Annotated in this window: 12 protein-coding genes; 1 reads left to right on the plus strand and 11 read right to left on the minus strand. The window is 58.4% G+C overall.

Translation table 11 applies throughout. From position 1 onward, the window contains the following. The first annotated feature begins 120 nt into the window (after positions 1-120). Positions 121-1,311, plus strand: a complete 1,191-nt coding sequence (gene hmpA, locus BEI65_RS06800) for an NO-inducible flavohemoprotein (protein ID WP_099062682.1) — start codon at positions 121-123, stop codon at positions 1,309-1,311. A 165-nt stretch (positions 1,312-1,476) separates the two neighbouring features. On the opposite strand, the gene BEI65_RS06805 is transcribed toward hmpA, so the two are convergent. The 11 genes from BEI65_RS06805 to BEI65_RS06855 all read right to left on the minus strand — a co-directional run bounded on the left by BEI65_RS06805 (position 1,477) and on the right by BEI65_RS06855 (position 14,994). Beyond that, positions 1,477-2,664 carry a cytochrome c gene (locus BEI65_RS06805; RefSeq protein ID WP_099062683.1) on the minus strand — a complete coding sequence of 396 codons (1,188 nt, stop codon included), beginning with the start codon at positions 2,662-2,664 and terminating at the stop codon, positions 1,477-1,479. Beyond that, positions 2,661-4,571, minus strand: coding sequence for an FAD/NAD(P)-binding protein (locus tag BEI65_RS06810; protein WP_099062684.1), 1,911 nt, complete (start codon positions 4,569-4,571; stop codon positions 2,661-2,663). The genes BEI65_RS06805 and BEI65_RS06810 overlap by 4 nt, the downstream gene beginning before the upstream one ends. 212 nt (positions 4,572-4,783) lie before the next feature. Next, complete coding sequence (gene patD, locus BEI65_RS06815; protein ID WP_099062685.1) at positions 4,784-6,208, minus strand: aminobutyraldehyde dehydrogenase; 1,425 nt, start codon at positions 6,206-6,208, stop codon at positions 4,784-4,786. Positions 6,209-6,254: 46 nt separating this feature from the next. Further along, on the minus strand, positions 6,255-7,061 hold the full coding sequence (locus tag BEI65_RS06820) for an ABC transporter permease (protein WP_085118310.1): 807 nt from the start codon (positions 7,059-7,061) through the stop codon (positions 6,255-6,257). After that, positions 7,051-7,989: an ABC transporter permease gene (locus BEI65_RS06825; protein ID WP_369804750.1), complete on the minus strand. Its 939-nt coding sequence runs from the start codon at positions 7,987-7,989 to the stop codon at positions 7,051-7,053. Before BEI65_RS06825 ends, BEI65_RS06820 begins: the two co-directional genes overlap by 11 nt. Before the next feature lie 7 nt (positions 7,990-7,996). Further along, entirely contained in the window at positions 7,997-9,025 is a 1,029-nt protein-coding gene (locus BEI65_RS06830; RefSeq protein WP_099062686.1) for an ABC transporter ATP-binding protein, read from the minus strand. A gap of 55 nt (positions 9,026-9,080) precedes the next feature. Next, entirely contained in the window at positions 9,081-10,235 is a 1,155-nt protein-coding gene (ydcS, locus tag BEI65_RS06835) for a putative ABC transporter substrate-binding protein YdcS (RefSeq protein WP_085118314.1), read from the minus strand. Positions 10,236-10,296: 61 nt separating this feature from the next. Further along, positions 10,297-11,760, minus strand: a complete 1,464-nt coding sequence (locus tag BEI65_RS06840; RefSeq protein WP_085118316.1) for a gamma-aminobutyraldehyde dehydrogenase — start codon at positions 11,758-11,760, stop codon at positions 10,297-10,299. Between the two features lie 115 nt (positions 11,761-11,875). Continuing rightward, positions 11,876-12,799, minus strand: coding sequence for a LysR substrate-binding domain-containing protein (locus tag BEI65_RS06845; RefSeq protein ID WP_085118317.1), 924 nt, complete (start codon positions 12,797-12,799; stop codon positions 11,876-11,878). 223 nt (positions 12,800-13,022) lie between these two features. Continuing rightward, positions 13,023-13,361 carry a nitrogen regulatory protein P-II gene (glnB, locus tag BEI65_RS06850; protein WP_004847623.1) on the minus strand — a complete coding sequence of 113 codons (339 nt, stop codon included), beginning with the start codon at positions 13,359-13,361 and terminating at the stop codon, positions 13,023-13,025. A gap of 10 nt (positions 13,362-13,371) precedes the next feature. After that, complete coding sequence (locus tag BEI65_RS06855; protein WP_099062687.1) at positions 13,372-14,994, minus strand: NAD+ synthase; 1,623 nt, start codon at positions 14,992-14,994, stop codon at positions 13,372-13,374. Between the last annotated feature and the right edge of the window lie 106 nt (positions 14,995-15,100).

Consider the following 15,100-nt stretch of genomic DNA (forward strand, 5'->3'; position numbering starts at 1 on the left):
CAACAAAAACAGGGGTATTTACAGCCAGGGCAGAAACCGTTAGGATGCGTTAAAACTTAAAGATGCATTTAAAATACATCATTTAAATATTCCAATAATGATCGACCAAGGAGCGCTACCATGCTGGATAGCCAAACCATCGCCACCGTAAAATCTACCATTCCCCTGCTGGCCGCTACCGGGCCGAAACTGACTGCCCATTTCTACGATCGCATGTTCGAGCACAATCCTGAGTTAAAAGATGTGTTCAATATGAACAACCAGCGCAATGGCGATCAGCGTCAGGCGCTGTTCGACGCGATCTGTGCCTATGCCGCGAATATCGAAAATCTGGCGGCGTTGCTGCCGGCGGTAGAACGTATTGCTCAGAAGCACACCAGCCTGAATATTCGGCCGGACCAATACCAAATTGTTGGCGGTCATTTACTGGCAACCCTGGATGAAATGTTCAGTCCGGGCCAGGAAGTACTGGATGCCTGGGGTAAAGCTTACGGCGTGTTGGCGGATGTATTTATCCAGCGCGAAGGCCAGATTTATCAGGACAGTGAAACGGCTGACGGTGGCTGGCGTGACCTGCGCGCATTCCGCATCGTCAAAAAACAGCCACAGAGCGAGGTGATTTGCAGCTTCGTGTTGGCACCGGTTGACGGTGGCAAGGTGATCGACTTCAAACCGGGTCAATACCTGGCGGTCTACATCAAGCACGACAGCATGGAAAACCAGGAAATTCGCCAATACTCACTGACCACCTCACCGAATGGCGAATACTATCGCATTGCGGTAAAACGTGAAGATCAGGGTAAGGTATCGAACTTCCTGCATCAGCAAGCCAAAGAAGGCGACGTGATTTATCTCGCTCCGCCGCACGGGGATTTCTTCCTCGAAGCGCAGCCGGAAACCCCGGTGGCACTGATCTCCGCCGGTGTCGGCCAAACGCCGATGCTCGGCATGCTCAATACCTTGCACGATAACCAGCACCCTGCGGACGTACACTGGTTGCACGCAGCGGAAAACGGCAGCGTTCACGCCTTTGCCGATGAAGTGGCAAACATCGCCGACCGCATGCCAAATCTGAGCCGCCACGTCTGGTACAACCAACCGGGCGTCAATGATGTGGAAGGCCGTGACTACCAGAGCCGTGGCCTGATGAACCTCAGTGCCCTGCGCGAAACACTCAGCACGCCGCAGATGCATTACTATTTCTGTGGGCCGGTGCCGTTTATGCAGCATGTGGGCAAGCAGTTGCTGGAGATGGGTGTAGAAGCCGAACGCATCCACTACGAATGCTTCGGCCCGCATAAGGTTCTGTAATTAAAAGGGGCGCGACCTGTTGCCGCGCCCTCAGATGGCTGATAATGCTCGTTATTAGGGAGAGCGTGCCGAAGGGGTCGTAGCAGCTTTAGCTGCCGGAGCGCCCCTCGGTGCGCTAGGCCCGAGTATCTCTATCTAATAAACAGCTCAACCCGCGCCCTTCTGTTATTTCTCCGCCAGCTTACGTGTCTCTTGAACCTGTTGCGCCGTAACCGGTGCCGCCTGGTTACCCCAGCTTCCCCGTAAATAACTCATCAGATCGGCGGCCTGTTGATCGTTCAACGTCCAGGCGTAACCCGGCATGGCGATTGCCGTGGCATGTTGGGTGATTGGCGTATGCGCCCCTTCCAGCACCACGCGCAGCGCAGTTAACGGGTTTTCCGCCGTGACCGTTGTGTTACCCGCCAGTGCCGGAATGGTGTTGTCGCTGCCCTCGCCCTTATTGCCATGGCAGGTTGAGCAATACATGGCATAGGTGGCTTGCCCTGCCTGCGAATTGCCGGTCTTCATTGCCATGGCTTTGTCCGCCTGCGGTTTTTCCGCCGCCAGGCTGTGCAGATAGGTCGCAATGGCATTCAGATCGCCATCGGTCAGATATTGCGTACTGTGGCTAACCACCTCACCCATCGGCCCTGCGACCGCCGCATGTTGGCTACGTCCGGTTTTCAGCAGGGCCACGACCTCGTCCTGTTGCAGCCCGCGTAATCCGGAAGCGTACCACCCGTCCAGTTCGGCACCACTCAGGAAGGCCGGCTCTTTGCTGTCCAATCCTTTCTCCTGCATCGCCCAACCACGCGGCGTATGGCAACTGCCGCAGTGCCCCGCTCCTTGCACCAAATAAGCCCCGCGATTCCATTCAGCACTCTGACCCGCGTCCGGCTGGTAAGGCATATCCTCATGGAACAGCTGGTTCCATATTGCCAACGGCCAACGCATCGACAGTGGCCAACTGATATCACTGGCACGGTTAGCCGTATTCTGCGCCGGGACCTCCTTCATCAGGTAGTCGTACAGCGCGCGCATATCTTCCACATTCATTTTGGCGTAAGAGGTGTACGGCATCGCCGGATACAGCCGATGGCCATCTTTGGCGATCCCCTGGCGCATCGCACGGTCAAACTCGTCAAAGGAATAAGCCCCGATGCCCTGCTGCTTATCCGGCGTAATATTGGTAGCGTAAATATTGCCCAGCGGGGTCGGGAACTTCATGCCACCGGCAAACAGAGCACCGCCCGGTGCGGTATGGCAGGCGGTGCAGTCACCGGCCTTGGCCACGTATTCCCCGGCCGACATCGCCTGGGCCGAACCGCCCGCCGCCAGTAAGGTCAGTAAATACAGTGAACGCATGCTCATGCTCCCTCCTTGGCGGCAACATGGCCGAAGGCCAGTTCATTTACCGCGCGCCATGCCTGGTCGATCGCCGAATTGGCGTACGGACTCCAGTCTGAATCCGAGTTGGCAATCACAATTTTGCCGATCGGCTGGCGTGCCGTCTCTATGATTTTCTTCGCCTCGTCCTCGTCGTCAAACAGCCCGTTGAGGAAGTAAGAATAGCCGTGCGACCAGCGGTTAACGGTGATCGCCTCGATATCCCGCTGATGATCGAAACCGGCAGAGCCGAGCATGCCCTGCAACTGTTCGCGGATCATCTGCTCATGCACTTCAAACGGCGTCCCCAACAGCAAGGCGCGACCTTTGCGCGACTGTTCGCGCGGGCTCAGCCCGCTGCCCGCCAGCGTCGGCACATACACCATGTGCAGGCCAATCGGCTGATTCGGATCCCGCGGGTGCTGATAGCCGCCCATGCTCACCGGATAATCCAGCTTCACACGGCAATAAGGCGCCGTCGGCGAGTAAACTTCATGCACGCCCAGTTTAATAAACGACTGCCAGTTGCGGATCACTACTTTGCTGTACACCAGCGGCGACTTGACGTTCTGTTTCAGCGCCTGTTGCTGCTCAGCTGACATTTCCGGCACCAGATACGGGATCATCATGTTGTACCCGGCCATCACGACCTGCCCGGCGCGCACCTTGGTCATCTTCTCGCCGGTCATATAGGTCACCTCGACCTTGTCGCCGACGTTGGCCGCGTGCAGCCCGGTGCTGTTCAACCGCAGTTTTACCGGTGACTCCGCTCGGTCGAGTTGGCTGTAGTCGAACTTCGCCAACACGATGTCATTCATGTCGTTACCACCCGGTGAGACTGCCGGGATCAGATGGCGCACCATTAAACGCGTCAGCGTGGCGTTGCCGTCCGGGAAATGGAACACGTAAGGATCGTCGAGATCCGCCTGCGACTCTTCATCCAGCGGCGGCAGGTTCATGCCGTTCAGGCCGGGAAGATCGCAGATACGCGCATCGCTGCAAGAGGTGGCGTCGATACCCACCGCCTGGAAATCACTGGTGGTTTGCTGGAAATAGCGGATCGCCATTTCGCTCAGGCCAACCTTGTCACGCAGGAACTCGGTATAGCTGTGTTTGTCGAGCCATTCGCTTTTTTGTTCCTGGTTCATCTCCGGCAGATAATCTTTATCCACGGTGTGCTGCACAATCAGCGCCTGACGATCGCTTTCCGGCAGAGGGAAATCACCGATAAAGGCTTCGTAGGAACGGCCGTTGAGGCGGTCATGGGGGATATCATCCGCCACCATGCGGCCCGGATCCCCGTTCACCACTTTGTCGACGCCGAAGTTTTTGCGATCGAAATAGACGCCACGGCTCAGGTTCAGATCCGGGTAGAAGGTTTTATCGAAAGCCTTTTCCAGGTTGTCGATACTGACGCCCAGCTTTTGCAGCAGTCCCATCGCCACCGGGCTGAAGTTGGAACGCGGCGACTGCAGCGACTCGCTGCCGCCATAGCCGAGGATGGTGCCGTTCTCGCTGCTGAACTCATTGCGCTTGGCGTGACCACCGAAGTCATCGTGATTATCAATCAGTAAAATACGCTGCTGCGGCCCGTTCATTTGCTGCCAGAAGCAGGCTGCCGCCAGCCCGCTGATTCCGGCACCGACCACCACCAGATCGAACTCTTCCGTGGCTGGGATGCTGGCAAAATCGAAGGCCTTGCCGTCACGTCCCAATTGATGCGCATGCTCAAACGAACCGGGATGGTTACCCCGCAGCCCGGTCAGCGTCGGTGGGTAATAGAGGGTTTGATTGGCGGTTTGCGGCGATGCACGCAGGATCTGCATCGGCGTTAACCCGGCGGCGATGGTGATCGCTACCCCATTAAGAAAATCGCGTCTGGTGATACCCATAATTGGCTTCCTTCAGTTTTTATCCCCGTCGTATTTCAAGCTACAGCGTTGTTACCTGCACTTGCTCACCCCAGTCACTTACTTAAGTAAGCTCCTGGGGATGAGCAAGCTGGCCGCCTAGCTGTAACTTGAAATTCATAGGGGAATATTATTATCAAGCAAGTACCAGCCTGCTTAAAAGCCGCGTTATTTTGCAGATAAAACCTGATGAATCAATGTTTAAACATCACGTGGCGGATAGCGGTGTAATCTTCCAGGCCGTACATCGACATATCCTTGCCGTAACCGGACAGCTTTTGGCCACCGTGCGGCATCTCGCTGACCAGCATGAAATGGGTATTCACCCAGGTACAACCATACTGCAAACGGGCGCTCAGACGGTGTGCCCGGCCCACGTCGCGCGTCCACAGGGAAGACGCCAGCCCGTAGTCAGACTCGTTGGCCCAGGCCAGTACCTGTGCTTCGTCGTCGAACGGCGTGACGGTCACCACCGGGCCGAACACTTCACGCTGGACGATTTCATCTTCCTGCCGAGCCCCCGCCAACAGCGTCGGCTGGAAATAGTAGCCAGGGCCGTTAACCCTTTCACCACCGGTCACCACCTGCACGTGCGGCAGCGCCTTGGCCCGTTCGACAAAACCCACCACCCGCTCCAGATGCTGAGCAGTAATCAATGGGCCCAGTTCGCTACTTTGATCTTCCGGTGGGCCGATCTTCAGGCTACCGATGGCCTCGCCCAATGCTTTCACCAACTGTGGATAGATCCCCTTCTGCGCATAAATGCGGCAGGCGGCGGTACAGTCCTGACCGGCGTTGTAGAAACCAAAGCTGCGGATCCCCTCCACTACCTGCTGCAGGTCGGCGTCGTCAAACACCAGCACTGGTGCCTTGCCCCCCAGCTCCATATGGGTGCGCTTAATGCCGGATGCGGTATGGCCAATGATGTGTTCGCCGGTGGCGATTGAGCCGGTCAGCGACACCATGCGCACTTTGTTATGGCCGGTCAGGCGATCACCGACGCTGGCACCACGGCCGAACAGCACGTTAAACACGCCCGGCGGGAACAGACCGGCGGCCAGTTCGGCCAGCTTGAAGGTGGTCAACGGGGTTTGTTCCGACGGCTTAAGCACCACGCAGTTACCTGCCGCCAGCGCCGGAGCCAGCTTCCACGCCGCCATCATCAGCGGGTAGTTCCAGGGGGCGATCGAGGCGACTACGCCCAGCGGATCGCGGCGGATCATCGACGTGTGTCCGGCCAGATACTCACCGGCCGCCAGCCCGCTCAGGCAACGACTGGCCCCGGCGAAAAAGCGGAAGACATCAGCCACGCCCGGCAGTTCGTCATTCAGCACGCAGTGGTAGGGTTTACCACAGTTGATCGATTCCAGGCGGGCCAGGGTTTCCGCATGGCTGTCGATCAGATCCGCCAGCTTCAGCAGGTGTTCAGCACGTTCTTTCGGCGTGGTCTGCCCCCAGTGTACAAATGCGGCGTCGGCCGCCAGCACGGCCTGATCGACCTGCTCTGCACTGGCTTCAGCCACCTGTACCACCACCTCTCCGGTTGCCGGGTTATACACCGGCAACAACTCGCCCTGGCCGGTAACCAGTTGGCCGTTAATCAACAATTGGCTTTGCATAGGGTTATCCTTTTATAAGATGTCTGGTACGCATTAGGGTCAGAGGCTATTTGCCGCTGCCGGCGACGCTTTCGCCGCCCTTGGTCAGGTAATAGGCCCCCAAAATCGGGAACATGGTCAGCAACATCACCGACAGCGCCACCACGTTGGTGATCGGCACATCGCGCGGACGGCCAAGCTGGTTCAGCAACCACAGCGGCAGCGTGCGCTCATGTCCGGCGGTAAAGGTGGTGACGATGATTTCATCAAACGACAGCGCAAATGCCAGCATGCCACCGGCCAGCAATGCCGAGCCCAGGTTGGGTAGCATCACGTAGCGGAAGGTTTGCCAGCCGTCGGCGCCGAGATCCATTGACGCCTCGATCAGGCTATGGGAAGTCCGGCGGAAACGAGCGATGACGTTGTTGAACACGATCACCACGCAGAAGGTGGCATGGCCAATCACGATGGTCAGCACCCCCGGCTCGATATTCAGCGCCTTGAACGCCGCCAGCAGCGCCAGACCGGTAACAATGCCCGGTAGCGCGATCGGTAACAGCAGCAACAGTGAAATGCTGTCTTTACCGAAGAAGTCACGCCGGTACAGCGCCGCCGCTGCCAGGGTGCCCAGCACCAGCGCTACCGCCGTCGCCAGCGCGGCAATCTGCGCGGAAAGCAGCATCGCATCGATAATGTCCTGCCGACCGGCAGCCACGCTAAACCAATGCAGCGTGAAGCCCTTCGGTGGGAAGCTGAACGCCGCGTCCTCGGTGTTGAAGGCGTAGATGGCGATAATCGCCAGCGGGAAATGCAGGAAAATCAGACCGCCCCAGGCGGCCAGTTTCAGCCCTAATGGCGCGCGCTCAGAGTGCATCGAAGGCCCCCAGACGTTTCACAATGGAAAGATAAATCGCGATCAACACAATCGGCACCAGGGTAAAGGCTGCTGCCATCGGCATATTGCCGATCGCCCCTTGCTGGGCGTACACCATGCTGCCGATGAAATAGCCCGGCGGCCCCACCAGCTGCGGCACAATAAAGTCCCCCAGCGTCAGCGAGAAGGTGAAGATCGACCCGGCGGCAATGCCTGGCACCGCCAGCGGCAGGATCACGTAACGGAAAGTCTGCGACGGGCGTGCGCCCAGATCTGCCGAGGCGTGCAACAACGAAGGTGGCAGACGTTCCAGCGCCGCCTGGATCGGCAGGATCATGAACGGCAGCCAGATATAGACAAACACCAGAAAACGCCCCAGCCCGGAGGTCGACAGGGTATTGCCGCCGACGCCCGGTACGGTCAGGATCGCTGCCAGTACCGGCTCCAGCCCCAGATGCTGCAGGAACCACTGCGCCACGCCATCCTTCGCCAGCAGCAGCGTCCAGGCATAGGCCTTGACGATATAGCTGGCCCACATCGGCATCATCACCGCGATATAAAAGAACGCTTTGACGCGACCGCTGGTGTAACGCGCCATGTAATAGGCAATCGGGAACGCCAGCACCGCACTGGCCAGTGACACCAGCACCGCCATCGTCAGCGTGCGCAGGATGATGTCGTAGTTGGCCGGGTTAAACAGCGCCCGCAGGTTATCGAAGGTCAGATCCGGCGTCACCGTCATGGTGAAATCGTCGAAGGTATAGAACCCCTGCCACAACAGCGTCAATAATGAGCCGAGGTACACCGCACCGAACCACAGCAGCGGCGGCACCAGTAACAGCAGCAGGTACAGCGTCGGCCGGCGGTAGAGAAAGGTCGACAGGGCGCGCAAGGTACCGCGGCGCGGCGCGGGATAGTCGATGCTCATCTCCATCTCACCTCTCCTCCAGCAGCGGTACCATCGCCTCACGCGACCAGCAGGCGGTGACCGGCTGACCGATCAAATGCTGCTGTCCGGCGGCGTGCCACTGAGGATTCGCCTCGCTGACCAGCAGTTTTTCACCGCTGCTCAGCGCAATTTCATAACGCGTCGCTGCACCCTGATAATGGATCTCTTGCAGCGTGCCCTGCACCTGAATTTCGCCCTGTGCGGCACCGGTCATATCCACCAGGCGAATATGTTCGGGGCGGATAGAGAAGGTGGCGGTCTGGCCGAGCAAGCGCTGCGCCAGCTCGCTGCGCACCACGTTGGAAGTCCCGACAAATTCGGCGACAAACGGCGTCTTCGGCCGCATGTACAGTTCACGTGGCGCGTCCACCTGCTCGATACGCCCGTTATTGAACACCGCCACCCGATCCGACATCGACAACGCTTCGCTCTGATCGTGGGTGACGAAAATAAAGGTGATCCCCAACTGGCGCTGCAGCTTTTTCAGCTCGCCCTGCATCTGTTCACGCAGCTTGAGATCCAGCGCGCCCAGCGGTTCATCCAGCAACAGCACCCGTGGTCGGTTAACCAGTGCGCGGGCCAGTGCCACACGCTGCCGCTGACCACCGGAAAGGTGCGCCGGTTTGCGTTCGGCGACGAACCCCAGCGCCACACTGTCCAGCGCCTCCTGGGCCCGAGCCAACCTTTCACGCTTGGCGACGCCTTTCACCATCAATCCGTAGGCCACGTTTTCCAGCACCGACATGTGCGGAAACAGCGCGTAATCCTGGAAGACGGTATTCACGTCACGCTGATACGGTGGCAGATTGGCCGCTTCCTGGCCGTGGATACGGATCGAACCGGCGCTGAGTTGTTCAAAGCCGGCGATCAGTCGCAGGCAGGTGGTTTTGCCCGAGCCGGAAGGCCCGAGCATGGAGAAGAATTCCCCATCTTGTATTTCGATAGAGACCCGGTCCACGGCGCGAACGTCGCCGAAGCTCCGCGAAACATCGATAAATTGTACGGCAATGGTCATGATCTGCGCTCCTGATAGGCATTCATCGGGCGTAGCAGGCTACGCCCTCCGCGGGTTACCGTCCGCCCATGATGGCGATATAGTCCTGAGTCCAGCGGCTGTACGGCACGAATTTACCGCCCTGCGCCTGCGGCGTTTTCCAGAAGGCAATCTTGTCGAACTGGTTGAAGCCGTTGGTTTCACAACCCTTGTCACCCAACAGCGTACTGGCCTTGCAGCCTGCCGGAGACGCCGGTACCGAACCAAACCAGGCGGCAACGTCGCCCTGCACTTTTGGCTCCAGCGACCAGTTCATCCACAGATAAGCACAGTTCGGGTGTTTGGCATCGGCGTGCAGCATGGTGGTGTCCGCCCAGCCGGTAACCCCCTCTTTCGGGAACACGGTGCCAATCGGCTGGCCTTCCCCTTTCAGGGCATTGGCCTGATACGGCCAGGCGCTGGAGGCCACGACGCCTTCGTTTTTGAAATCACTCATCTGTACCGAGGTGTCATGCCAGTAGCGGTGGATCAACGCATGCTGGGTGCGCAATATCTTCAATGCCGCCTGATATTGCTCTTCGTTCAACTGGTACGGGTCGCTGATGCCAAGCTGCGGCTGCGTAGCCTTCAGGAACAGCGCCGCATCGGCGATGTAAATCGGCCCGTCATAAGCCTGTACCCGGCCCTGATTGGTCTTGCCGTCCGGCAGGTTCTGTTGCTGGAACACCACCGCCCAACTGTCTGGCGGCGTCGGGAAGGTTTTAGTGTTGTACATCAGCAGGTTTGGCCCCCACTGATAGGGTGTGCCGTAGGTTTTGCCGTCTACGGTGTACCAGGCCCCGTTCAGCAGGCGCGGGTCGATATTTTTCCAGTTAGGGATCAGTGCAGGGTTGATCGGCTGCACCCGCTTACCGAAGATCAGGCGTAACGAGGCGTCGCCGGATGCGGTGACCAGGTCATAGCCGCCCTTGGCCATCAGGCTGACCATTTCATCGGAGGTGGCGGCGGTTTTCACATTCACCGCACAGCTGGTTTGTTTTTCAAACTGGCTGACCCAGTCATAGTTTTTATCGGACTGGCCGCGTTCGATATAGCCGGGCCAGGCAATGATATCCAGTCGCCCTTCGCCTTTACCCAGCGCCTGCGGCAAGTCGGCCGCCTGGGCCAGGCCACAAAGCACGGTGAAACAGAGTGCGGAAACTGTGGTGGTGACTGCGGTAGTTTTTCCCATCGTAATTACCCCTGTGTTGCGTATCTGTGTGCGGCAGGGAACGGCTGCCGCCCTAATTTCATTAGAAGCTGGCTTTAAACTTCGCCATGACGTGTCTGACCACGCTGTAGTCTTGCAGTGAATCACTGGACAGATCTTTGCCGTAGCCGGAGCGTTTCAGGCCCCCGTGCGGCATCTCACTCGCCAGGGTGAAATGGGTATTGATCCAGGTGCTGCCGTATTGCAGATGCGCGGCAATATGCAGCGCCCGATCGATATTCTGCGTCCAGACCGACGAGGCCAGGCCGTATTCGGAATCGTTTGCCCAGTTGACCGCCTGCTCCAGATGTTCGAAGCGAGTGACGCTCACCACCGGGCCGAACACTTCGCGCTGGACGATTTCGTCACTTTGCAGGCAGCCGGCCAGCAGCGTGGGTTGGTAGTAGAAGCCAGGGCCGGAATGCGCGGCAGCGCCGGTGATCAATTCAATATGTGGCTGGCTGAGCGCCCGCTCGACAAAGCTGGCGACGCGATCGCGTTGGCGGCTGCTGATCAGCGGGCCGATTTCGTTGTCTTCATCGCGTTTGCGGGCAAAACGCAGGCTGGCAACCGCCTCGCCCAGCGCCTCCACCAGCTTGGGATAGATCCCCGCCTGCGCGTAGATGCGGCAGGCGGCGGTGCAGTCTTGTCCGGCGTTGTAGTAGCCATAGGTGCGGATGCTGTTGACCACTTCATCCAGGTCGGCGTCGTCGCAAACAATCACCGGAGCCTTGCCGCCCAGCTCCAGGTGAGTACGTTTGACGCTCTTCGCCGCGGCCTGCAGAATTTTTTGCCCGGTGACGATATCGCCGGTGACCGAGACCAGCCGCACCTGAGGATGACCGACCAGATGGCTGCCGACCCCTTCCCCGCCGCCGTAAATGATATTCAGCACGCCCGGTGGCAGGATGTCCTGCAACGCAGGCACCAGCGCCAGAATGGTCAGCGGAGTATGTTCGGAAGGTTTGAATACCACGGTGTTACCCGCCGCCAGCGCCGGCGCGATCTTCCACGCCGCCATCATCAGTGGGTAGTTCCACGGCGCAATCGAGGCCACCACGCCGATCGGGTCGCGGCGGATCATCGAAGTGTGGCCTTCAATATATTCACCGGCCAGTTGCCCCTGCTGGGTGCGCACCGCGCCGGCAAAGAACCGGAACACATCGACGGCGGCCGGCAGATCGTCATTGAGCGCCTGATGCAACGGCTTGCCGCAGTTGAGCGCCTCCAGACCGGCCAGACGCCCGGCCTGCCGTTCGATGGCGTCGGCAATGCGCAGCAGAATAGCAGCACGGTAGGCCGGCGTGGTGCGCGACCAGTGGCCGAAAGCCTGCTGTGCCGCTTTGACCGCACTGCCAACCTGTGCCGATGAGGCCTCGGTGATGGAAACCAGCGTTTCGCCATTGGCGGGATTAACGATGCACTCTTGCTGGCCTTCGCCTTCGACCGACTGACCGTTAATGAATTGCTGACAGGATAAACCTGAAAGGAGGTGCACATCTGCCATCGCGTATCGCCTCTAAGTGACCAAAACGTTAACTAAATGTGAATAAGTTAGTTTCAATCAGACTAAGCGAGCCTCAGGCAGCCAACAAATTCTAAATACTGAACGCCGCGTTCGATTAAATCGAATGCTTCAGCCCAGCGGCGTGCATATTGCCGTTCTCACGCGCAATGGTAAGGAACGGCGTGACCAGTTCCGGCCGCGCACTGCCGCGTCGCCAGGCCAGACCGATGTCCAGCGGCTCCAGCAGATCCACCAGCTTGCGTGCCTCAATCATGTTGCCTTCCAGCGACCAGGCGCGGTAGGCCATGTCCGGCAGGATCGAGACCCCCATGCCCGCTGCTACCAGGCTGCGCACCGCCTCCGTCGACGCGGTTTTCATGGCAATCTCCGGTTTCACTCCGGCACGTGCCCAAATGCGCCGCGCATGGACGTCCATTTCATCGGCGTTAAGCTGGATCAACGGCAGTTTCGCCACGTCCGCCAGGCCGATGCTTTCATGATCCAGCAACGGATGCAGCGGCGGCAGCCACAGGCGATAAGGCGAGTGCATCAGCACTTCGGTCTGCAGCGCATCGCGGTCTTCGATATTCGACAGGATCAGCACGCCGATATCTATCTCTCCACTCACCAGCAGATGCTCAATATAAGGGCGTTCGTCTTCGATCACCTGAAGGGTGACGTTGGGGTAAGCCGATTTAAACCGCTTCAACAGCTCGACCAAAAAGTACCCGGCCACCAGGCTGGTCACACCGATGGTCAGCTTTCCGGTCAGGCTTTCGGTCCCCAGTTGCAGGCTGCGCTTGGCGTTATCCACCGTCGCGAGGATCAGATAAGACTGGCGCAGAAACTGGTGGCCCTGGTGCGTCAGGTTCATGCCCTTGGCGTGGCGATCAAACAGCCGCACACCGATGTCGGTTTCCAACTGCTGAATGGCCAGCGTCAGTGAGGACTGGGAAACAAACACCGCCTGAGCGGCGGCGGAGATCGACCCGGTTTCCGCCACGGCAATGAAATGGCGGATTTGGCGCAGCGTCATCATAGGTAACAACCTTAATCAAAACAGTTGGGTTGAGTGTAGATGCCGTGCGGAAAGCGATCGGAAAAACTATCCAAAACGCGACAGCCTTCGCTTTTTTAGAATGCTAACCACAGGAATGACTGAGACTGGAGAATAAAACCGCGGGCTCAAGGGGGAATGGCGGAAACAACAAGGGCGTAGTATTGAGCTGCGCCCTCAGGGATTTCAGACCAGAAACGTTAAATTAGATCGCTTCTTCGTCCTGCTCGCCGGTACGGATGCGCACTACGCGCGCCACGTCGAAGACAAAGATTTTGCCGTCGCCAATTTTGCCGGTTTGCGCCGTCTGCATGATGGTCTCTACGCAGGTATCGACGATATCGTCGGCCACCACGATCTCAATTTTCACCTTCGGCAGAAAATCGACCATGTACTCCGCGCCACGGTACAGCTCGGTGTGGCCCTTCTGGCGGCCAAAGCCTTTCACTTCGGTAACGGTCATCCCGGTAATGCCAACCTCAGCCAGCGCTTCACGAACATCATCCAGTTTGAACGGCTTGATAATAGCGTCGATCTTTTTCATCTTGTTTCCTTTACCAATTTTTGCGGCCAAAGCCGGATGTGATTGGGTAGCGGCGGTCTTTGCCGAAATTGCGGGCGGTGATGCGCGGCCCAACAGCGGCCTGACGCCGTTTGTATTCGTTGATATCCACCAGGCGGATAACCTTGCGCACGATCGCCTCGTCGAAGCCTTCAGCCACCAGATCGGCGACCGACTTATCGCGCTCGACGTAACCTTCCAGAATCGCATCCAGAATGTCGTACGGCGGCAGACTGTCCTGATCGAGCTGATCCGGTGCCAGCTCGGCGGACGGCGGACGATCGATAACCCGCTGCGGGATCACGTATGAGACGGTATTGCGGTATTCGGACAGCTTGAACACCAGCGTTTTCGGTACGTCCTTCAGCACGTCGAAGCCACCCGCCATATCACCATACAGCGTGGCGTAACCTACGGCCATCTCGCTTTTGTTGCCGGTGGTCAACACGATGCTACGGCGTTTGTTGGACAGCGCCATCAACACCACGCCACGGCAGCGTGCCTGCAAGTTTTCTTCGGTGGTGTCGCGTTCGGTACCGGCAAACATTGGCGTCAGCTGGCCCATAAAGGCATCGAACATAGGTTCAATGGAGACGATGTCGAATTCAATGCCGAGGATTTCCGCTTCTTCCTTCGCATCGGCGATGCTGATATCCGCGGTGTAGCGGAACGGCATCATCAGCGCCTGCACTTTGTCTTTGCCCAACGCATCGACGGCAATCGCCAACGTCAGCGCCGAATCGATGCCGCCGGACAACCCCAGTACCGCGCCCTTAAAGCCGTTTTTGGTCACGTAATCACGCACCGCCAACACCAGGGCTTCGTACACCTGTGCCAACTGCGGCAGCTCGGCGGCCGGAGCGGTCATCGGCACCACCTCCAGCTCATTGAGCTCAAGCAGGGTCACCTGCTCGGCAAACGCCGTCAGGCGGTGGGTCATGTTGCCGGCCGCGTCGAATACCTTCGAGCAGCCGTCAAAAATCAGCTCATCCTGCCCGCCGATCTGGTTCAGATACACCAGCGGCAGATGAGTACGTTGGCAATGGCCGGCCATCAGCGTCTTGCGGATATACGGTTTTTCGCGGTTATACGGCGAGGCATTGATCGACAAAATCATTTCGGCACCGGCCGCCTTGGCGGCATCCACCGGTTCCGGGAACCACAAATCTTCGCAAATCAGCAGGCCCAATTGATAGCCTTTCAGCTCAACCACACAGGTTTCGTTACCGGCCTCGAAGTAGCGTTTCTCATCGAAAACGCCGTAGTTCGGCAACTGCTGCTTGAAGTACCGCGTCAGCAACTGCCCTTCGGAGAACAGCGACAGCGCATTATACAGCTTGTCACCTTCGCGCCACGGGTGACCAACCAGAATGGCGACCTCGGCAGATGCCTGCTGTAAACGGTGCAACTGCGCGTCACAGCGCTGATAAAAATCGTTGCGATACAGCAGGTCTTCCGGCGGATAGCCGGAGAGCGCCAACTCGGTGAACATGACCAGATCGGCTCCCGCCTTCTGCTGCTCTTGCACGGTTTGCAACATGCGTTCGGTGTTGCCTTCAATGTCACCGACCAGCAGATTTAGCTGGGCCAGTGCGATGGAAAGTGATCTGCTCATTGTTTAGGATCCCGCTTAATACGTTCCATGGTGCTCTGTGTTGGGCCATGCCGCAAACAAGAGAACGGAGTGTAAATCATTCCGCCGCGTTTGTTGAGAACCTGCG

The sequence above is a fragment of the Serratia sp. BW106 genome, from assembly GCF_002607755.1.
GTDB lineage: Bacteria > Pseudomonadota > Gammaproteobacteria > Enterobacterales > Enterobacteriaceae > Serratia > Serratia proteamaculans.